Origin of the sequence: Pseudomonas mandelii (genome assembly GCF_006438925.1) — a bacterium.
In the GTDB taxonomy this organism is placed as follows: Bacteria; Pseudomonadota; Gammaproteobacteria; order Pseudomonadales; family Pseudomonadaceae; genus Aquipseudomonas; species Aquipseudomonas mandelii_C.
Window position 1 is genome coordinate 1 of sequence record NZ_RCZA01000031.1, and the last position, 21,057, is coordinate 21,057.

The 21,057-nt window shown below is 59.4% G+C and carries 10 protein-coding genes and 3 rRNA genes; 7 read left to right on the forward strand and 6 right to left on the reverse strand.

From position 1 onward, the window contains the following. Together EAH74_RS32695 and EAH74_RS32700 are read left to right on the forward strand one after the other, a co-directional pair. The coding region (locus EAH74_RS32695) for a tandem-95 repeat protein (RefSeq protein ID WP_140684521.1) at positions 1–7,418 on the forward strand (7,418 nt) is incomplete at its 5' end. Between the two features lie 148 nt (positions 7,419–7,566). Beyond that, on the forward strand, positions 7,567–7,905 hold the full coding sequence (locus tag EAH74_RS32700) for a tryptophan synthase subunit beta (protein WP_123369205.1): 339 nt from the start codon (positions 7,567–7,569) through the stop codon (positions 7,903–7,905). A 147-nt stretch (positions 7,906–8,052) separates the two neighbouring features. Here the strand turns inward: EAH74_RS32700 and lapD are convergent, their stop codons facing one another. After that, complete coding sequence (gene lapD, locus EAH74_RS32705; protein ID WP_140684523.1) at positions 8,053–9,999, reverse strand: cyclic di-GMP receptor LapD; 1,947 nt, start codon at positions 9,997–9,999, stop codon at positions 8,053–8,055. A 14-nt stretch (positions 10,000–10,013) separates the two neighbouring features. Continuing rightward, the gene (gene lapG / locus EAH74_RS32710) at positions 10,014–10,706 is read right to left on the reverse strand and encodes a cysteine protease LapG (protein ID WP_140684525.1); all 693 of its coding nucleotides are present in this window, start codon (positions 10,704–10,706) and stop codon (positions 10,014–10,016) included. A gap of 233 nt (positions 10,707–10,939) precedes the next feature. Between lapG and EAH74_RS32715 the strand changes: the two genes are divergently transcribed. From EAH74_RS32715 to EAH74_RS32735, 5 genes are all read left to right on the forward strand, one after another. Continuing rightward, positions 10,940–11,650 carry a GntR family transcriptional regulator gene (locus tag EAH74_RS32715; RefSeq protein ID WP_140684527.1) on the forward strand — a complete coding sequence of 237 codons (711 nt, stop codon included), beginning with the start codon at positions 10,940–10,942 and terminating at the stop codon, positions 11,648–11,650. A gap of 741 nt (positions 11,651–12,391) precedes the next feature. Continuing rightward, positions 12,392–13,168: a DUF3050 domain-containing protein gene (locus EAH74_RS32720; protein ID WP_140684529.1), complete on the forward strand. Its 777-nt coding sequence runs from the start codon at positions 12,392–12,394 to the stop codon at positions 13,166–13,168. Further along, the gene (locus EAH74_RS32725; RefSeq protein ID WP_140684531.1) at positions 13,165–14,094 is read left to right on the forward strand and encodes a diiron oxygenase; all 930 of its coding nucleotides are present in this window, start codon (positions 13,165–13,167) and stop codon (positions 14,092–14,094) included. Before EAH74_RS32720 ends, EAH74_RS32725 begins: the two co-directional genes overlap by 4 nt. Positions 14,095–14,107: 13 nt before the next feature. Further along, the gene (locus tag EAH74_RS32730) at positions 14,108–17,524 is read left to right on the forward strand and encodes a non-ribosomal peptide synthetase (protein WP_140684533.1); all 3,417 of its coding nucleotides are present in this window, start codon (positions 14,108–14,110) and stop codon (positions 17,522–17,524) included. Positions 17,525–17,555: 31 nt separating this feature from the next. Then, positions 17,556–18,023 carry an SRPBCC family protein gene (locus EAH74_RS32735; RefSeq protein WP_140684535.1) on the forward strand — a complete coding sequence of 156 codons (468 nt, stop codon included), beginning with the start codon at positions 17,556–17,558 and terminating at the stop codon, positions 18,021–18,023. A gap of 145 nt (positions 18,024–18,168) precedes the next feature. Here the strand turns inward: EAH74_RS32735 and EAH74_RS32740 are convergent, their stop codons facing one another. From EAH74_RS32740 to EAH74_RS32755, 4 genes are all read right to left on the reverse strand, one after another. Beyond that, on the reverse strand, positions 18,169–20,049 hold the full coding sequence (locus EAH74_RS32740; protein WP_140684538.1) for a methyl-accepting chemotaxis protein: 1,881 nt from the start codon (positions 20,047–20,049) through the stop codon (positions 18,169–18,171). Between the two features lie 315 nt (positions 20,050–20,364). Continuing rightward, positions 20,365–20,480, reverse strand: a 5S ribosomal RNA gene (rrf, locus tag EAH74_RS32745). Positions 20,481–20,586: 106 nt separating this feature from the next. Next, positions 20,587–20,702, reverse strand: a 5S ribosomal RNA gene (gene rrf / locus EAH74_RS32750). 154 nt (positions 20,703–20,856) lie between these two features. Next, a 23S ribosomal RNA gene (locus tag EAH74_RS32755) occupies positions 20,857–21,057 on the reverse strand; the annotation flags it as partial.

The window sequence follows — 21,057 nt, forward strand, 5'->3', positions numbered from 1 at the left end:
GCTTCACCGTCGCCGGTGTCACCGGTTCCTTTACTGCGGGTCAAGTCGCAACGATCGCCGGCGTTGGCACGGTAACTATTGCCGCCAACGGCGACTACAGCTTCACCCCGGACACCAACTACAACGGTGCCGTGCCGCAAGTCAGCTACACCACCAACACCGGCGCCACCAGCACCCTGGACCTGAGCGTCACCCCGGTCGACGACGCGAGCGTGCTGACGGCTGATAGCAACACCGTCGCCGAAGACACCACGGCCACCGGCAACGTGCTGACTAATGACAGCGATGTGGATAACACACTGAGTGTCGCGACCTTCACCGTCGCTGGTGTGACTGGCAGCTTCACCGCCGGCCAGACCGCGACCATTGAAAATGTCGGTACGCTGACTATCGGTGCCAACGGCGACTACAGCTTCACCCCAGTCGAGAACTACAACGGCGCCGTGCCGCAAGTCTCTTACACCACCAACACCGGYKCCACYAGCACCCTGGACCTSAGCGTCACCCCGGTCGAYGACGCGAGCGTGCTGACGGCTGATAGCAACACCGTCGCCGAAGACACCACGGCCACCGGCAATGTGCTGACTAATGACAGCGATGTGGATAACACTCTGAGCGTGACCGGCTTCACCGTCGCCGGTGTGACCGGCAGCTTCACCGCCGGCCAGACCGCGACCATTGAAAATGTCGGTACGCTGACTATCGGTGCCAATGGCGACTACAGCTTCACCCCGGTCGAGAACTACAACGGCGCGGTACCGCAAGTCACTTACACCACCAACACCGGTTCCACCAGCACCCTGGACCTGAGCGTCACCCCGGTCGACGACGCGAGCGTGCTGACCGCCGACGCCCAAACTATCGCCGAAGACGCTACAGCGACCGGCAACGTGCTGACTAATGACAGCGATGTGGACAACGCCCTGAGCGTGACCGGCTTCACCGTCGCCGGTGTGAGCGGTTCCTTTACTGCGGGTCAAGTCGCAACGATCGCCGGCGTCGGCACAGTGACTATCGCCGCCAATGGCGACTACAGCTTCACCCCGGTCGAGAACTACAACGGCGCCGTGCCGCAAGTCAGCTACACCACCAACACCGGTTCCACCAGCACCCTGGACCTGAGCGTCACCCCGGTCGACGACGCGAGCGTGCTGACCGCCGACGCCCAAACCATTGCCGAAGACGCTACAGCGACCGGCAATGTGCTGACTAATGACAGCGATGTGGATAACACTCTGAGCGTGACCGGCTTCACCGTCGCCGGTGTCACCGGTTCCTTTACTGCGGGTCAAGTCGCAACGATCGCCGGCGTCGGCACAGTGACTATCGCCGCCAATGGCGACTACAGCTTCACCCCGGTCGAGAACTACAACGGCGCGGTGCCGCAAGTCAGCTACACCACCAACACCGGCGCCACCAGCACCCTGGACCTCAGCGTCACGCCGGTCGATGACGCGAGCGTACTGACCGCTGATGCCCAAACCATCGCCGAAGACACCGTTGCCACCGGCAACGTGCTGGGCAATGACAGCGATGTCGATAACACCCTGAGTGTTGCGACCTTCACCGTCGCCGGTGTGACTGGCAGCTTCACCGCCGGTCAAGTCGCAACGATCGCCGGCGTCGGCACGGTGACTATTGCCGCCAACGGCGACTACAGCTTCACCCCGGTCGAGAACTACAACGGCGTGGTGCCGCAAGTCAGTTACACCACCAACACCGGTTCGACCAGCACCCTGGACCTCAGCGTCACCCCGGTCGATGACGCGAGCGTACTGACGGCTGATAGCAACACCGTCGCCGAAGACACCGTCGCCACCGGCAATGTGCTGACTAATGACAGTGATGTCGAAAGCACCCTGAGTGTCGCGACCTTTACCGTACAAGGCGTCACCGGTTCCTTCACCGCCGGTCAAGTCGCAACGATCGTCGGCGTCGGCACGGTGACTATCGCCGCCAACGGCGACTACAGTTTCACCCCAACGGCGAACTGGAATGGCACCGCTCCGCAGATCAGCTATACCACCAACACCAACTCCATCAGCACGCTGATCATCACGGTCAACTCGGTCAACGACGCTCCGACCGTCAGTACCACCTCGGCCACTGGTAATGAAGATCAATTGATCGCCGTGCAACTCGGCGGCAATGACGTCGATGGCAGCGTCGGCCACTTCAGCCTGACCAGCCTGCCGGCCAATGGCGTGTTTTACGCTGACGCCGCCGGGACCATCGCGTTGACCGCCAGCAGCGTCATCTCCGCAACCGCCAACGGCGCAACGGTTTACTTCAAGCCCACCGGCGACTGGAGTGGCACCACCCATTTCACCTACAACTCGACCGACAACCAGGGCATGCCCTCCGCGTCTTCGGCAACCGGCACCATTGTCGTCGCGCCAGTAACCGATACCCCAAGCCTGTCACTGACCGGTGGCGGTATAGTCGTCTCGACCGACTTCCAGGAAGTCGCTCTGAACGGCGCCGTTGGCGACGTCAATGTCAGCAAGCTCGGCAACGGCGTTTGGCACACTGACAACAGCGGTGGCATGGTCGAAATCGGCAAGGCCAGCGTCTACGGTGCCGGCGGCGATAACCAGGTCATTGAACTGGAGCGCAACGCCGGCGATGCGAGCAACCTCTACACCACTATCGATGCCAAGGCCGGCAGTACCTATAACGTGTCGTTCGACTATGCACCGCGTGCCGGTGTGGAGAATTCGCACATCAATGTGTACTGGGGCGGCCAACTTATTGGCACCCTGAACACTTCGACCACCGGCATGCAGCACTACAGTTTCGACATTCCGGTCACTGCCGATGGCAACCAGAAACTCGAGTTCCGTGCCGGGGACAGAAACAGCCTGGGCGGTCTGCTGGACAACATCAATGTCACTCATGTGCTCAACTCGGGCCTTGAAGACCACGCGATCCTGTTGTCGACCATCCAGGCCCACACCAACGACGTCGATGGTTCGGAAACACTCACTCTCACACTGAACGGCTTGCCGGCGGGTTCCAGACTCACCGACGGTACTCACACCTTCGATGCTGCCGACAGCTCGACGTCGGTGGACATTACTGGCTGGAACCTGTCCACGCTCAAGCTGACACCGCCGACGAACTTCAATGGCGACATCCCCCTGACCGTCACGGCCACCGCCAAAGACGGCGATGCCCCAAGCGCCAGCACCTCGCTGCCGTTGGTGGTGCACGTCGGTGCCGTCGATGACGCCAGCGTGCTGCAGGCGGACAAGATCACCGTCGACGAAGACCACAACGCGACCGGTAATGTGCTGGGCAACGACAGCGATGTCGATAACGTCCTGAGCGTCACCAGCTTCAACGTGACCGGGGTCAACAGCAGCTTCACGGCGGGCCAGACCGCGACCATTACCGGTGTCGGAACGCTGATCATCGCCAGCAACGGCGACTACACCTTCCAGCCGGCTGCCGACTGGAATGGCAACGTTCCACAGGTGACATACACCACCAACACCGGCTCGAGCAGTACGCTGAACATCAGTGTTGCGCCGGTTAATGACAACTTCACCGACGCCAGCGAAACCGTCACCGTTAACGAAGACTCGGTGGCCACCGGCAGCGTGCTGTCGGGTACTTCCAGCGTGGATGGCGCAGTCAGCGTGGTCAACTTCACCATCGGTGAGACCACCTACACCGCCGGCAGCACCGCGACCATCGCCAACGTTGGCACGCTGGTCATCGGGGCGAACGGTGCGTACACCTTCACGCCGACTGCCAACTACAACGGCACAGTGCCGACGGTCAGCTACACCGTCACCGACGGTTCGGGCAGCAACGTCACTTCGACCCTGAACATCAGCGTTACGCCGGTGAACGACAACTTCACCGACATCAGCGAAACCGTTACGGTCAACGAAGACACCCCAGTAACCGGCAGCGTCCTCGCCGGCACCAGCAGCGTCGACGGCCCGGTCAGCGTGCTCAACTTCAGCGTCGGTGCGACCACTTATGCGGCAGGCGCCACGGCGACCATCGCCAACGTCGGCACCCTGGTCATCGGGGCGAACGGGGCTTACACCTTTACTCCGACCGCCAACTACAACGGCAGCGTGCCGAGCATCAGCTACACCGTCACCGACGGCTCCGGTACTGACGTCACTTCGACCCTGAACATCAGCGTTACCCCGGTGAACGACAACTTCACCGACATCAGCGAAACCGTGACGGTCAACGAAGACACCCCAGTAACCGGCAGCGTCCTCGCCGGCACCAGCAGCGTCGACGGCCCGGTCAGCGTGCTCAACTTCAGCGTCGGTGCGACCACTTATGCGGCAGGCGCCACGGCGACCATCGCCAACGTCGGCACCCTGGTCATCGGGGCGAACGGTGCGTACACCTTCACGCCGACGGCCAACTACAATGGCAGCGTGCCAACGGTCAGCTACACCGTCACCGACGGCTCCGGTTCCGACGTCACTTCGACCCTGAACATCAGCGTTACCCCGGTGAACGACAACTTCACCGACATCAGCGAAACCGTGACCACCAGCGAAGACGCCCCAGTAACCGGCAGCGTCCTCGCCGGCACCAGCAGCGTCGACGGTCCGGTCAGCGTGCTCAACTTCACCGTCGGTGAGACCACTTACGCGGCGGGCGCCACGGCGACCATCGCCAACGTCGGCACCCTGGTCATCGGGGCGAACGGTGCGTACACCTTCACGCCGACCGCCAACTACAACGGCAGCGTGCCAACGGTCAGCTACACCGTCACCGACGGCTCCGGTACTGACGTCACTTCGACCCTGAACATCAGCGTTACCCCGGTGAACGACAACTTCACCGACATCAGCGAAACCGTGACCACCAGCGAAGACGCCCCAGTAACCGGCAGCGTCCTCGCCGGCACCAGCAGCGTTGATGGCCCGGTCAGTGTGCTCAACTTCACCGTCGGTGAGACCACTTACGCGGCGGGCGCTACGGCGACCATCGCCAACGTCGGCACCTTGGTGCTTGCGGCGAACGGGGCTTACACCTTCACGCCGACGGCCAACTACAACGGCACGGTTCCGACGGTCAGCTACACCGTCACCGACGGTTCGGGCAGCAATGTCACCTCGACCCTGAACATCAGCGTCACCCCGGTCGATGACCCGAGTGTGCTGACTGCCGACATCAACACAGTCCTCGAGGACAAGATCGCCACCGGTAACGTACTGACTAACGACCGCGATGTGGATAACGTCCTGAGCGTGGCCAAGTTCACGGTGGGTGGCACCGAGTACGCAGCAGGTGCCACGGCGACCATCGCCAACATGGGCACCTTGGTGCTTGCGGCGAACGGGGCTTACACCTTCACCCCGGCCAGCAATTGGAGCGGCCAGGTTCCGACTGTGACCTACACCACCAGCACCGGTTCAAACACCACCCTGGATATCAATGTGACCGCGGTCGCAGATGCGCCGATCGTGACCGCCACCACTACTCAGGTGGCCGAGAACAGCAGCATTGCGTTGGGCTTGAAGGTAACGTCGCCGGATACTGATGGCTCTGAAACCCAGACCATCACCACGATCGGCGGCATCCCGGCAGGTGCGACCCTGACCGACGGCACGCACACCTTCACGGGCACGACCGGTAACGCTGTCGTCAACCTCAGCGGGTGGGATGTGAGCAAGTTGAGCTACACCCCGGCACCGTACGCCACCGGTACCAACACGCTGACAGTTACGGCAGTCTCGACCGAAAGCCAGGGTGATTCGGCCACCAGTTCGATACAGATTCCGATCACGATTAATCCGGCGGTCTACAACGCCGTCACCGCCACGGCGGCTGACGACACCATCACCGGCACCGACGGCAACGACATCATGGTCGCCGACATCGGCGGGCTGACCGTGGTGCCGGGCACCAACTACAACATCGCGTTCATGGTCGACAGCTCGGGCAGCATGAGCGCGTCGTCGATCAACTCAGCCAAGGACTCGCTGACCTCGGTGTTCAACACCCTCAAGCAGAGCATGGGCGGCAATTCGGGCACCGTGAACATCTTCCTGGTGGACTTCGATACCCAGGTCAACAAGTCGGTATCGGTCAACCTGAACGATCCGAACGCCCTGACCGCGCTCAAATCGGTACTGGACTCGATGTCGTCCGGCGGTGTGACCAACTACGAAGATGTATTCAAAACCACGGCCAATTGGTTCCAGAGCGCTGACGCCGTGGCCAACACCGGGGCGAAGAACCTCACGTACTTCATCACCGACGGCCAGCCGAACTACTACCAGAGTGGCGAACAGACCAACCCGACGCTGTACGGCAACGTGAAGCTCGATGACGTGGTGAAAACCAGCAATTACAAGCCGGGAGATACCTTCTCCACGACAATCGACAGTACTCACAAACTGACCATCGACAGTGACGGGTATGCGACGCTGTACACCTTAAACGGCTCCAAGAACTGGAAAGCCAGTGACGTGGGTACCGTTCACGCGCAGGGCGATGGTACTTACGAGTTGTCCCTGACGGACAGCGGCAGTACACAGACCATCGTCGACAACTCCACCTCCAGCTTCGCGCTGCTGAGCAATGTGTCCAACGTTGAAGCCATTGGTCTGAACAAGGGCGTCACCCTTGCCGACCTGAGACCGTACGACTCGGACCATACGCCGCAAACCAACATTGATCCGAGTAACTTGGCCAACTCGATCATCGGTCACACCGAAGCGACGCAACCAGGTTCCGACACGGTCAATGGCGGTGACGGCAACGACATCCTGTTCGGCGACCTGGTGAGCTTCAACGGCATTGCCGGTGAGGGTTATCAGGCGATGCAGGCGTTCGTCGCCCAGCAAACCGGCGTAGAGGTCAGCAAAGTCACCACCAGCAACGTGCACCAGTTCATCACCGAGCACTACACCGCGTTCGATGTGTCCGGGGCGCATGACGGTAATGACTCGCTGCTGGGCGGTGCCGGCAATGACATTCTCTTCGGCCAGGGTGGCAACGACCTTCTCGACGCCGGCAAGGGCAATGACATCCTGCTCGGTGGCAGCGGTAACGACTCGCTGATGGGTGGTCAGGGCAACGATATTCTGATCGGCGGCTCGGGCGCCGACACCTTTGTCTGGAAAGCTGGCGACACTGGCAACGACGTGATCAAGGACTTCAAGGCCAGCGAGGGTGACCGCATCGACTTGCGCGATCTGCTGCAGGGCGAAACCGGTAGCACCATCGACAACTTCTTGAAGATCACCACCGTGGACGGCGTTTCGTCCCTGCAAGTCAGCTCTGCCGGCAAGTTCAACGGCGCTGACGGCGCAGCGGCGCAACCCGATGTGACGATCAAACTGGAAGGCAACAACTGGTCCAGCGCCAACATCAACTCGTTGATTGCCGGCAGTGACCCGACCATCAAAATCGATCACAACAACACCTGATCCAACGAAAAACGGCCGCCCTTATGGGGCGGCCGTCACGTTTGCGCCCAACACCCCGGTGACGATTTCGTCGCCGAACCGCATACTCGCGTCCAGTTGGCCTATGCTGCTGACAGCATGACGCTGGTCCATTTCCGAGGGATGTTCAATGTTCTACGTGCAACGCGATGCGCAAGGTCAGTTAGTGCGCGTGGAAGCCACGGCCTACGCCGAGGCCACGGAAACACTGCCGGCCGACCACCATGAAATCCAGGCCTGGTATGCCAATGAAGTAGTGGAAACCAGCCTCAAACAGCTCAAGCAGAGCGACCTGGAAATGATCCGGGTACTCGACGACTTGATCCAGGTGCTGACCAGCAAAGGCGTGATCCGCGTCACCGACCTGCCGCCGGCCGCACAAGCCAAGCTGATGGACCGGACTCAGGCCCGTGAAGCGTTGGGTGGTTTGAGTCAATTGATCGATGATGATGAGACGGGGTTGATCTAAGACCCCGCCATTGTCGGTGTCTGTGCTGGCCCCTTCGCGAGCAGGCTCGCTCCCACATTGATTCTCGGCTGTTCACATATGTTGTGTTCACTGAAGATCTCATGTGGGAGCGAGCCCGCTCGCGAAGGCAGAATCACTGACGACGCATTACTGCCAAGGCTTCGGCTCACCAAACAACTGCCCCTGAACCCCATACAAGCCCATCTCACGAATCACCATCAACTCCCCCTCCGTCTCGACACGCTCGGCAATCAACGGCAAATCGATGCTGTGGGCCGCCCGCTGAATCGCCTCGATGAACAGGCGCTTGTCGCTCTCCTGATCAATCGCCCGGATGTAACTGCCATCGATCTTCAGATACGCCAACCCAAGCCGCGCCAGGTTGCCGATCATGCTGAAGCGCCCGCCAAAGCGTTGCAGACTCAGGGAGAACCCGAGTTCGTGCAGACGTCGCGTCAGCTCTTCCAGCACGGCTTGCTCCGGCAACTGCTCCTCACCGATTTCCAGGGTCAATCGCTCCCCGAGATCCGAATGCTGACGCAGGATTTCGAAGACTTTATTCAACGCCTGTGGGTCGGCCAACGTCGCCGAAGACAGGTTCAGCGCCAGCGACTCTTCATGGTCAGCCATCTGCTCAAGCACCAGCTCTAACATCAGACGGTCCAACCGCGCGGTCCAGCCAAAGCGCTCGAGCCACGGCAGGAAGCGCCCGGCGGGAATGGTCTGGCCCTCGTCGTCGATCAAACGTGACAGCACCTTGTAATGCAGCACCAGTTGCGTGTCCTGGGCGGCCACCACCGGCTGGAAATACAGCTTGAAACGCTTCTGGCTCAACGCCTGTTCCAGTAAGTTGTGCCAAGCATGATGGTCGTCGCCGACGCTGGCCGACGCGCTGTGATCCAGGCAAGCCCAGCTCGAATCGCCCTGGCCTTCCGCCTGAGCCAACGCCTGATCGCCCAGCCCGAGCACCGCTTGTGGGGAGTCGCCATACACAAACGGCGCCAGCCCGATCGAGGCCACCGAGGCCACGTCGGTGGCGCCCGTCGCGTGCAGGCTCCCCAAGGCACTGTCGAGGTTCTGCGCCAGTTGCAGCGCTTCTTCGCGCACCAGTCCCGGCGCCAGCACGGCGAACTCACCGCCGCGAATCCGCGTCACGAGGTTCAGGGTTTCCGGGTATTTGGCGCACTCTCGGGACAACTGCTCGCCAACCGCTTTCAACAACTGGTCAGTGCGTTGACCGCCCAACCGCTGGTTCAACCCGGCCAGATCCCTGACCCGTAATAGCAGCAAATAACCGGAACTCGCCTGCTCCGGATTGCTCACTCGGGCGTTCAATTGCATCTCGAAATAACGACGGTTGGCCAGCCCCGTCAGGTTGTCCTGATAGGACTCGGCCCGCAGTTTTTCACTGCGTTCGGCCTGTTCCTGGAACAGCGCTTTGAGCTTCTCGACCATCTGGTTCATGGCCTGCACGACACGCCGCAGTTCCGGCGTGCGCGGCAGTTGCGGCAGGCTGAGGAATTCGCGGCGAGCGATGGCGTGGGATTGCTTGACCATGTAATCCAGCGGCTTCAGTTGCCGGCGCAACAACAGCGCACCCAGCACCGCGCTCACCGCACCGCAGATCAGCAACCAGCCAAGACTGCCCAGCGCGCTCTGCCAGAGTTTGGCCAACGCGAACATCGGATGGCTGACCACCTCGACCCGCGCCGCCTGCTCCCAGCCACGGCTGACGAGGGCATCACCACCGGCCGCTTCCAGCCCGATCATTTTGACGAACCAGTCCGGCACGTTGTTCACCGCTGGAATGCCGCTGCGCTCGACGATGGTTTGATCGGACTTGAGGTCGACCACGCGGATGCTCGCGTAATAACCGCTGTCGAAGATCGAACTGACCAGCAACTCGACCATCGCCGGGTCGTCGATGTTCGGCGTCAGGGACAGCGCCAATGCCGTCGCGGCGTCCTGAGCGTGGGAGCGCAGCTGGTTGACGTATTGGGTGCGCGAGCTTTCCAGGCTGACCACGAAGCTACCGGTGAAGGCGATCACCAGGAACAGACAGATAGCGATCAACAGCTGTTTGAACAAGGACATCTGAGCGCGTGCTCCTAGTTAGTCGTCTCGACCGGGAAACCTTCGGCCTGCATTTTCTTCAACACATCCTGCCAACGAGACAGGCGTTTGGTGTCACCGACTTTCTTGTTGCCCTTGGCGCCCGGCAACCACAACCCTTCGGCATTAAAAGAGTAGACCGGCAGCAAATCGGTTCGTTGGCTGGCCGGTTGGATCGCATCAATCAGGCTGTCGAGTACCAGCGGCATGGCCTCGGGGCTTGAGTAGTAGGTCAACACCATGTGCGCCCGATTCAGGCGCAAGGCCTTGACGTAAGTGATGCGCAGCTTGTCACTGGCAACACCGAGATGACGCAGGCTGAAATACTTGGCGATTGCGTAATCTTCGCAATCGCCGGCACCCTTCCACAGGGCCTCGACGGGTGTCTCCCAATAATCGACCTCGTGCCACAGGTCGATGTCTTCCTCGTAACGCATCTGCTTGTTGAAGAACTGGTTGACCACTTTAAGCTGTTCGAGCTCGCCAACTTGCTTTTGCGTGGCCAATAAGTGCTGCCAGGCGTCAATGCGTGGCTGCCCTTCGCCCAATGGTCCGTACAATGCCTGCGCGCGACGGCTGATCAGCGAAAAATCCCAATCGGCATGCAGTCCGCCCAGCATAACGCCGGCCAGCAGCAACGCGCAGTACAGCCAGCGCAAAGTCCGAGGGATCGCGAAACGTACCGCCAATGCGAGGCATCCAGATCAGGCAAGTGGAAATCGGTCGATGGTGCAGGTTAGCCCGGTAAAAGACAATGGCACGGTGAGATCACTGGTGGCGCGCTAGACTTGGTATGACAGGTGTCATTAAAACTTTCATGGCCACGTCAGGCTGCGATTTTTTGTCCGTTTGACAACCTGTCAGGCAGTCACTAGTGTCCTCTTGGATCCAAATCAATTTCAATCAAACAGGGTGCGTTGTTGTGCCACAGAAGCTCAATCCGCTGAACAGTATCAAGGTCAACGGGCCAATTCCCGCTCACCTGGCACGCTCGGTGATCGAAGAAACTCTGCGTTCGGCCATTCTCGACGGTCGCATTCCCTGCGGCACCGCCCTGCGTCAGCAAGATTTGGCCGATCTTTTCGGTGTCAGCCGCATGCCGGTGCGCGAAGCCTTGCGCCAGCTTGAGGCCCAGGCGCTGCTCAACGTCATCGCCCATAAAGGTGCTGTGGTCGCACCGCTGGTTCAGGGTGATGCCGTGGAAACCTACGCGCTGCGGATCCTGCTGGAATCCGAAGCGTTGCGCCTGTCGATCCCGTTACTGGTTAATGAGGATCTCGAACAGGCTGCCCGCTACATCGACGAACTGGAAACGGAAAACAACTACACCGAAATCGGCCGGCTCAATCGGCTTTTCCACATGTCGCTGTACTGCAAGGCGCCGAACCAACGGCTGTTGAGGCTGGTGGAAGACGGACTGAACGAAGAGGAGCGCTTCCTGCGCTTCAATCTGCAAGCCATGGGCCTGGGCAAACTGTCCCAGGAAGATCACCGGGCACTGTTGCTGGCCGTCGAAGACCGGGACGTCGAACGCGCGGTGAAGTTGCTCGAACATCACCTCAACCGGGGCGTCGAGGTCATCACACGCTACCTCAACAACCCTGAGGCCCAGAGCAAAAAAACCTCCAGATAAATCATAGCGGCAGGCCTGAGCGAGCGGATCGAACAGCATCCTTCGCTTGCCGTGAAGTCGAGCGATTCTCATCGAGGATTGCTCGACGAACAATCTGCTTACAAATCCTCCTTCGCACATGCCGCACCGGTGTAGCGACGCCACGCCTCCCTGCAAAGCCCTTCCACCCTCAAGCCCCTTCATTGAACCGATCAGATGATGCGTCGGTGATAGCGGCTGCCTTGAATTACGCTCACTCTTGGGCTGCCAACAAATAATGAACGGGCGACGCACCGCATGAGCGGAGCAGTCTCCGCACCAAGAACTTACGGAAGGAGTCTTGCCACGGGAAAGGAAGAACCGACGTTGATCCCAGTCAACTTCCGCCCCCTCAATTCACTTCAACGACTCAGTTAGAAAGTTGCTTCGAGTGAGGCATTCACTCTTTATTTTAATTCTGACTTATATAAGCCGGAAGGAGTAACTACATCCAAATGAAACTCAATTTAAAAGTTTTATTGGAACTTGTCGCGCACGAGAAAGTTAAACTTTAAAATAATATAAAAATAACTTGCCCGACACTTTATTCGTGTATTAGTTTTTCTCCGCCGCCTTGAATACTGGCGCTAGGCCGTCACTTAACGACGCATTGAAACTTACCCATATCAATTCGCTTGAGGCATCCGTTTGCCAACAGAAAGCTTTAACTAACGATCGCTTACAAAACCCAACGGTATATCAAGTTCACTTATAGGCTCGCCCATGAAATCGACTAAAGACCGTCTCAACCAGAAGAAAGCAGAACTTAGCGCTCATCCGATCTTTTCCGAAATCAACTCACTGTCGGTATTGCAACGTTTCATGGAAACCCATGTGTTTGCGGTATGGGATTTCATGTCACTGACCAAACGCCTGCAACAGGAACTGACCTGCGTCCAGTTGCCCTGGCTGCCCCCGCGAGATCCGCAGGCGGCGCGTTTGATCAACGAGATCGTGCTGGGCGAGGAGTCCGATGATCGTCCGGCTCACGGTCACTACAGCCATTTCGAGTTGTACCTGGATGCGATGCGCGAAGTTGGCGCCAGCACGGCGGCGGTCGAACGCTTCGTCGCGCTGCAAAAAGAAGGCGTGAGTTACGACGTGGCACTTCAAAGCGTGGACGTCGATCCGGCGGCAGCGCAGTTCGTGCGCCATACCTTGCACACCGCGCTGCATGCGCCTGGGCATAGCGTTGCGGCGGTGTTCCTGCATGGCCGGGAAAGTGTCATTCCGCAGATGTTTCAGCGGATCCTCGATGATTGGGGCATTGGTCTGGATCAAGCGCCGACCTTTCGCTACTACCTTGAGCGCCACATCGAAGTCGACTCCGAAGACCACGGCCCGGCGGCGGAAAGGCTCCTCGCCCGGCTGGTCGATGGCGATCCGCAACGCGAAGAAGACGTCTACGCCAGCGCCATCGCCGCCGTGGAAAGCCGCATCGCCCTGTGGGATGGCCTGCGCCTGAGCATGAGCGAACCGGTTGCCGAGGTGAACGCATGAACGCCGCCGACTACCAATCCTTCGCCGACGCCTGGGAAAGCCGCGCGACCATCCGTACCCGCCCCCGGCGTGTGCTGGAGAACGACGACAAGTTGATCTACCCGTTGAGCCGCCAACCGTTGGTGCTGAGCGAAACCTTCCTGCGCGAATGCCCGGAACAGCGCGACTTTGCGCTGGTGCAGACGCTCTACAAATTCATCAACGACGTGGTGATTTTCGAAACCGAAATCGTCGACAAGACCGCCCGCAGCATCGCCAAGAATCGCTTCGCCGTGGCCTTCCCGTTCGCCTGCCGCTACGACGCCATGACCGTGGTGGTGGACGAGGATTACCACGCGCTGGTGGCAATGGATTTCATGCAGCAGACCGTCGCCATGACCGGCGTCACGCCCATCGAACTGCCGGATGAAATCGAACTCAGCAGAGCCATTCCCGCCGCCGTGGCGCTTGCGCCGGAACACCTGCGCAGCGCCGTGGAATTGATCTGCGTGGCCATCGCCGAGAACACCGTGACCGGCGATGTCGCGGCGTTCGCCAAGGACGATACGGTCAAGCAGTCGATCAAGGGCCTGATGGCCGATCACTTGCTCGACGAGGGCCGCCACTCCGGGTTCTGGGCGCGGCTGGTGCGCATCTACTGGCACACCGCGAGTGAAGACGACCGCCGATGCATAGCGCACATCCTGCCGGTGTTCATCGGCCATTACCTGACCAACGACATCCAGAAGTCGTTCGACTTCCGCCTGATCGAATCCTTGCAGATCAGCGATACCGCACGCCACGCCCTCAAGAGCGAAGTGTCGGGGCTGGCGTTCCCGATCAATCGCCATCATCCGCTGGTCGCCAACATCGTGCGGTTTTTCCGCAGCAGTTCGCTGCTCGATTCGCCGTGCGTGCAAGACGCCCTCAGCGATTACCTGGTTTAACGAGGAGCCCATCATGAGACGTCTCGACATTCTGCTCATTGGACAAAGCCAGGCCCTGACCGACCTGGCGCTGGAACTTGAACAACACGGTCACTCATTGGTGCGGCTGACGGCCGTCGACGAGCAACCGTCGGGTAACGCTGATTTGCTGATCGACGACGCCAGCCTGCCTGTTCAAGACGTCGGCAATACGCCGCGATTGACGCTGCAACTGGGTATCGGTGTGCCTGGAGTTTCTGGCCTGCCGCCGCAGGACTTGCTGTGCACCTACGGTTCGAAACTGTTCACTCGCGTGCCGATCACCGACGAACCTTCGGGCAACGGCCAGGCATTGCGCCTGCGGGCAGTGGCAGAACTGGTCGATCACGTGGCGCTGCTGGTCAGTCGTTTCTCTCGCGATGCCGACTATTTTCTGCTGGCCGACCCTGCTGCTCCCGCTTGCTTCGAGAGCGTGGAAAACCTGCTCTATTTGGAGAACCTGGCGTTTTTCCATCGACTCAACCTCACGGAAGCACCCGCGCTGCTGGAACTCAGCCAAATACCGATGATTGAGCGCCTTGAGCAACGCTTCATCCAGTGTGCCGAACGACCCGCGCTGAACATTGCCGGCACGCCGCTGAGCTATCGGCATTTGCACGCCCACAGCCGCGCCATCCAGCAGCGTTTGCAGCCATTGCTCGCTCAGCATCACGGGCCGTTGGTGATCGGGATCTGCCTGCCAAAATGCAGCGCGTTGTATGCGGGGATTCTGGCGATTCTTGGCAGTGGCGCGGTGTATTTGCCGCTGGAGCCGAGCCATCCCCTGCAACGCCAGCAGTACATCCTGGAAAACGCCGGGGCAGTGTTGCTGCTGCATGACGGTGAGCACCCGCTCGCGGCGCAAATGCCGGGACTCGACATCAGCCGCATCGACATCGGTGACGTGGATCTCGATCAACCCTTGATGCGCCAACGACCCGATCCAGATGCGCCGTGCATGGCGCTCTACACCTCGGGCACCACCGGCCATCCCAAAGGCGTGTTGCTCAGCCAGGCCAACCTCGCGCACTTCACCGCGTGGTACGCCGACTATGTGCAACTGACCGAACAGAGCCGGGTACTGCAATTTTCGTCGTTGAGTTTCGACTCGTCGCTGATCGATATCTTCCCGACCCTGCTCCAGGGCGCCGAACTGATCGTGCCCGACGACGATCAGCGCCGCGATCCGTTGCAACTGGTCGAGCTGATCCGCCATCAACAACTGAGCCACGCCTTTTTGCCACCGGCGTTGTTGAGCATCCTGCCGCTGGATCAATTGCACTGCCTCGATCACGTGATGACCGGCGGCGATGTCTGCGAACCCTACGTCATCGAGCAGCTCACCCGTCAGGGCAACCTCTACAACCTCTATGGCCCGACCGAAGCGACGGTGCTGATTACCGCGCGCCAACTGCGCACCGGCGACAGCAACCGCACCCTCGGCGCGCCTATTGCTAACAGTCAGGTGCTGATTCTCGATGAGGATTTTCAACCGGTGGCCGAGCAAACCGTCGGTGAGTTGTACATCGTCGGGCCAGGTGTGTGCCTGGGCTACCTGAACAACCCGCAGCAGACCGCCGAACGTTATCTGAACCTGAGTCTGCCGAATGGCCAAAGCCTGCGCGCCTACCGCACCGGCGACATGGCGAAGTGGACTCGCGACGGCATCGAGCTGTGCGGGCGGCGGGACAATCAGGTGAAGATTCGCGGCTTCCGGGTCGAGCCGGAAGAGATCGAACGCTGCCTGCGCGACAGTCAGTTGTACCGCCAAGTGGCAGTGGTCATCGACAGCCAGCGCCGGATTCTGGCCTTCCTCGCGCAGCCTCAGGAGGATCAAACCGGCACCGCGCGCGAAGCGCTGAAGGCTCATGCGACGCAGTTTTTACCGGATTACATGCAACCCACCGCCTGGACCGAACTGCCGAGCATGCCATTCGCCAGTAACGGCAAGGTCGACCGCAAGGCGCTGCTGGCAATGCCCGTGAATGTGTCCGAAAACACGCTGCGGCGCTTGCCCGTCAGTGCCGACGAGGCGCTGCTGCTGGAGATCTGGGCTGAGCTACTGGAGCTGCCGGCCAGCGATATTTCCACCGACGAAAGTTTCTTCAATCTGGGTGGCCACTCGATCCTGCTGTCGCGCATGCTTTTACGTTTGCGTGAAGAATTTGGTCGCAGCATCTCGATCAACCGCTTCATCGAATTGCCGACCATCGCCAAGTTGGCGACCTTGGTGCGCGGCTCCGGCACCGAAGAAGTGTTGAGTGAAAAGGCCTTGGCCGATGCCTTCCGCGAACTGGATATCCAGCCGTTGCCAGTCAACCGCATGGGCGATGTTCACAAGGTAATCGTTACCGGCGCCAACAGCTTTGTCGGCGTGCACATCGTTGAAGCATTGCTCGCCTGGGGCGCCAGCGAAGTCGCCTGCCTGGTGCGCGACGGCGGTGGGCAATCGGCAGCCGAGCGGTTTGCCCATGCGTTACGAGAAAACCGTCTGGAGCATCTGGACCTGAGCCGGGTGCGGGTCTATGCGGCGGACATTACGCGTCCGTCATTGGGGCTCGAAGCGGATGTTTACGAGCGACTGGATCGGCAGTTCGGCGCGTTGGTGCACAACGCCGCCAACGTCAATCATGTACTCGATTACGAGTCGCTGGCGCGGGACAACGTCGAACCGATTTTCGAGTGTCTTCGGTTGTGCGAAGGGCGCAGCAAAAAGATCTTCAATTTCGTCTCGACGCTCTCGGCTTCCAGCACGATTGCCGCCGATGGCCGGGTGTTGGAATTGCCCGCCGCGCAAACCCCACCGATCTACATCAAGAACGGCTACAACCTGTCCAAATGGGTCGGTGAGCGGATCCTCGAACGGGCTCGCGAACGTGGCGTACGAGTCAATCTTTATCGCCCCGGAAACATCAGTTTCAACAGCCTCACCGGTGTCTGCCAGCCTCACAAGAATCGCCTGATGCTGATGCTCAAAGGCTCGATCCAGCTCGGCCAGGTTCCGGAGTTCGCGCTGAACTTCGACCTGATGCCGGTGGACTTTCTCGCCCGGTTCATCGCCTTCCATGCCAGCCGTTATTCACCCGAAAAAGCGGTGTTCAACCTGCACAACCCCGAACCTCTGAGCTGGGACAACTACGTCGCGTCATTCCGTGAGGCGGGTCGGGAGTTTTCCATGGTCAGCGTCGCCGACTGGCAGCAACAACTGGGTCGGGTCGACAGCGACAACGCGTTGTTCGGCGTGCTCGGTTTCTACCTCAACGGCTTCGAGGAAGACATCGGCGACATCTCAATGATCGGCCACGCCAACGCCCAGGCGGGCGTGCGGCAGATGGGCGCGCATTACCCGGAAAAATCCCCGGCGCTGCTACGTCGCGGCTGCGACTACCTCAAAGAAATCAACTTCATCTGATTCAACCCAACCCCAAAAATGGAGCAAGACCATGAGCACTCTGCAACCCGATACCCTGATCAAAAACCCTCAAGGCTGCCACGTTGTGTCTTCAGTGGAAGTGCCGGCGAATGCCGCGCAGGTCTGGGCGGTGGTCGGCAACTTTGCCGGCTTCGATCAATTCATTCCGGCGCTGTCGCACATCGAGATGACCGGCGAAGGCATGTCGTCCCTACGCAAGAAATTCTTCAAGGACGGCAACCTGGTAGTCGAGCAACTCAACTCCCGGGATGACCAGGCGCTGAACATGACCTGGACTACGATTTACAACACATTGGGCGTGGCCAATTTGTGGGCGGCAATGAGTGTTGAACCGCTGGGCACGGGAAAATCCCGAGCGACCTGGACCATCATCGCCGAACCCGCACAGGGCGGCGCGGAGGCATTGGCGGGGTTCACGGATTTCGTGCAGGGCTTTGCCGATGACTCGATGAACAATGTGCTGAAATTGTTTGTGTAAGGCTTTGGTTCAGCGGTGATCGTTACACCGCTTTCGCGAGCAGGCTCGCTCCCACAGGTTGACCGAGTTTTTTCAGACGGAACACGGTCGAAGGTGGGAGCGAGCCTGCTCGCGAAGAACGATAACGCGGTACAACTGACCTGAATCAGATTTTGAAGCTGTCGACCAACTGCTTCAACCGGTTCGCCTGCAGGGACAACGCATCGCAATCCTTCAACGTTTCATTGAGGTTGGCCACGCTCTGCTGGTTCAGCAGGTTGATCTGGTTAACGTCGACGTTGAGGGTTTCCACGACCGCCGTCTGTTCTTCGGTCGCCGCGGCCACCGACTGATTCATGCCGTCGATTTCGCCAATGCGCTGGGTCACGCTGACCAGACGCAGACCGGCCTGGTTCGCCACTTCGACGCTCTGCTCGCTAGAGACCTGACTGGCGTTCATCGTGGTCACCGCTTCACGAGAACCGATCTGCAGCGAGGTGATCATCTTGTGGATCTCCTCCGCCGATTCCTGAGTACGGTGAGCGAGGTTACGCACCTCGTCCGCCACCACCGCAAAACCACGACCGGCTTCACCAGCGCGGGCCGCTTCGATGGCCGCGTTGAGCGCGAGCAAGTTGGTCTGCTGGGAGATGCCTTTGATCACATCAAGAATGTGCCCGATGTTGTCGGTGCTGGCGTTCAGGGTTTCGATCTGCGTGCAGGACAGGCTGATTTTCTGCGACAACTCGGTCATCGCCAGAATGGTTTTCTCCACCACCTGACGACCATCATCAGCCTGCTCGCTCGCGCCGCTGGCGTGCTGGGAAGCATCGGCGGCATTGCGGGCGATTTCCTGGGTGGCGGCGCCCAACTGGTTGATCGCCGCGGCCACACTGTTGGTGCGGGCGCTTTGCTCATCGGAGCCGACAATCGAGGCGTTGGACGAAGCCATCACCCGTTGCGACAGGTCGTGAACCTGGCGGGTTGCCGACGACACTTCGGAAATCGACGCGTGAATTCGCTCCACGAACTGATTGAAAGAACCTCCCAGCTCGCCGAACTCGTCTTTGCTTTCCACCGCCAGACGTCGGGTCAGATCGCCCTCACCTTGAGCGATGTCCCGCATCGCACGGCCCATGGTGGTCAGTGGACGCATCAGCACGTTGATCAGCAGGCTCAGCAGAACGGCAATGGCCGTCACGGCGATGAACATCGCGATCAGCGCAGAAGTGCGGAACTGGCTGAGTGGTGCGTAGGCCTTTTCCTTGTCGATCGACAGACCGATGTACCACTCGGCATTGGGCAAACCGCTGACCGGGGTGAACGAAAGGATACGGTCCTGCTTGTTCAGGGTGACTTCCTGATTGCCCTTCTCGATGCGCACACCGGCGTTCGGGTAGATGTCCTTCAGGTTTTTCATCACCTGGTCTTTGTCGGGGCTGACGATCACCTGACCGTCGGCGCTGACCAGAAATGCGTGACCGATGCCACCGAAGTCCACCGAGTTAATGATCTTCACCAGCGTGTCCAGGCTCAGGTCACCACCGGCCACGCCGAGCAACTCGCCGTTCTTTTTCACCGGCAGGGCGATGGTCACCACCAGGCCACCGACGGCGGCCATGTAAGGCGGGGTCAGCATGATCTTGTCGGCAGCTACGGCCTGTTTGTACCAGGGACGCTGACGCGGATCGTAACCGTCAGGCATCTTCGCGTCCGGGCGCTGAGTGAACACGCCGTTGGTCTGGCCCACGTAGGTGAACTGGAAGTTCGAGGTCAGGGCCGGTTGATTGACCAGCCCCGGGAGGTCGGCATTGGCGCCTTGGTGGGCGACGTTTTGCGCGAGGTTTTCCAGCACCAGCACGCGGCCGCTCACCCAGTTCTGCACGCTGCTGGCGGTCAAGTCACCGGCCTGCTGGACGCTTGATTCGAGGTTTTGACGGATGGTGTTTCGCTGCAGATAGTCGTTGTACAAAGTGAACAACGCAAAAGCCAGCACCACGACGCCGGAGGCGGCCAGAAGGATTTTATGGCTGAATTTGAGATTCATTTCATGGGACTTCTTATGCAAAAAGTGGGGATGCGTTCCGGGTTGCAACATTCCATGTAACAGCGCAGACGACTTTCTGAGGTCGCTCTACTTTGGTGCGCATGTCTCACCAGTCTTTCGGCACAGAGAGGAGAAATCTTAGGGGGTTGTTTGAATTGTCTGGTATTCAAACCAGATTCCCGCCGAACGGCGTACTAGACAGGTTGAACAGGTTTCATTCCCGTGGCTGCCGAGTAGATTATCGCTTGAAGCGTTTCCTGCTCCAAAACGACAAAACCCCTGTCTGCGTTAGCAGACAGGGGTTTCGGAATTCAATCTTGACGATGACCTACTCTCACATGGGGAAACCCCACACTACCATCGGCGATGCATCGTTTCACTGCTGAGTTCGGGATGGGATCAGGTGGTTCCAATGCTCTATGGTCGTCAAGAAATTCTGTAACCAGCCCGTTACACCGTAACGTGCCAGCAAAATTGGTGACTTCTACTAAAACAAAACCCCTACCTGCATACGCAGATAGGGGTTTCGGAATTTAATCTTGACGATGACCTACTCTCACATGGGGAAACCCCACACTACCATCGGCGATGCATCGTTTCACTACTGAGTTCGGGATGGGATCAGGTGGTTCCAATGCTCTATGGTCGTCAAGAAATTCGGTAGCCAGGTCGTTCTCCTTACGGATCACGCTCCAGCGAATGGGTATGYRATAGATTTGTGTGTTTCGTTTCGAATTTTCGACTTGTATCGTCTTCACACACCGCAATCTGGTGCCTTTTCAGGTCAGCAAATTGCTTGGGTGTTATATGGTCAAGCCTCACGGGCAATTAGTATTGGTTAGCTCAACGCCTCACAGCGCTTACACACCCAACCTATCAACGTCGTAGTCTTCGACGGCCCTTCAGGGGACTCAAGGTCCCAGTGAGATCTCATCTTGAGGCTAGTTTCCCGCTTAGATGCTTTCAGCGGTTATCTATTCCGAACATAGCTACCCGGCAATGCCACTG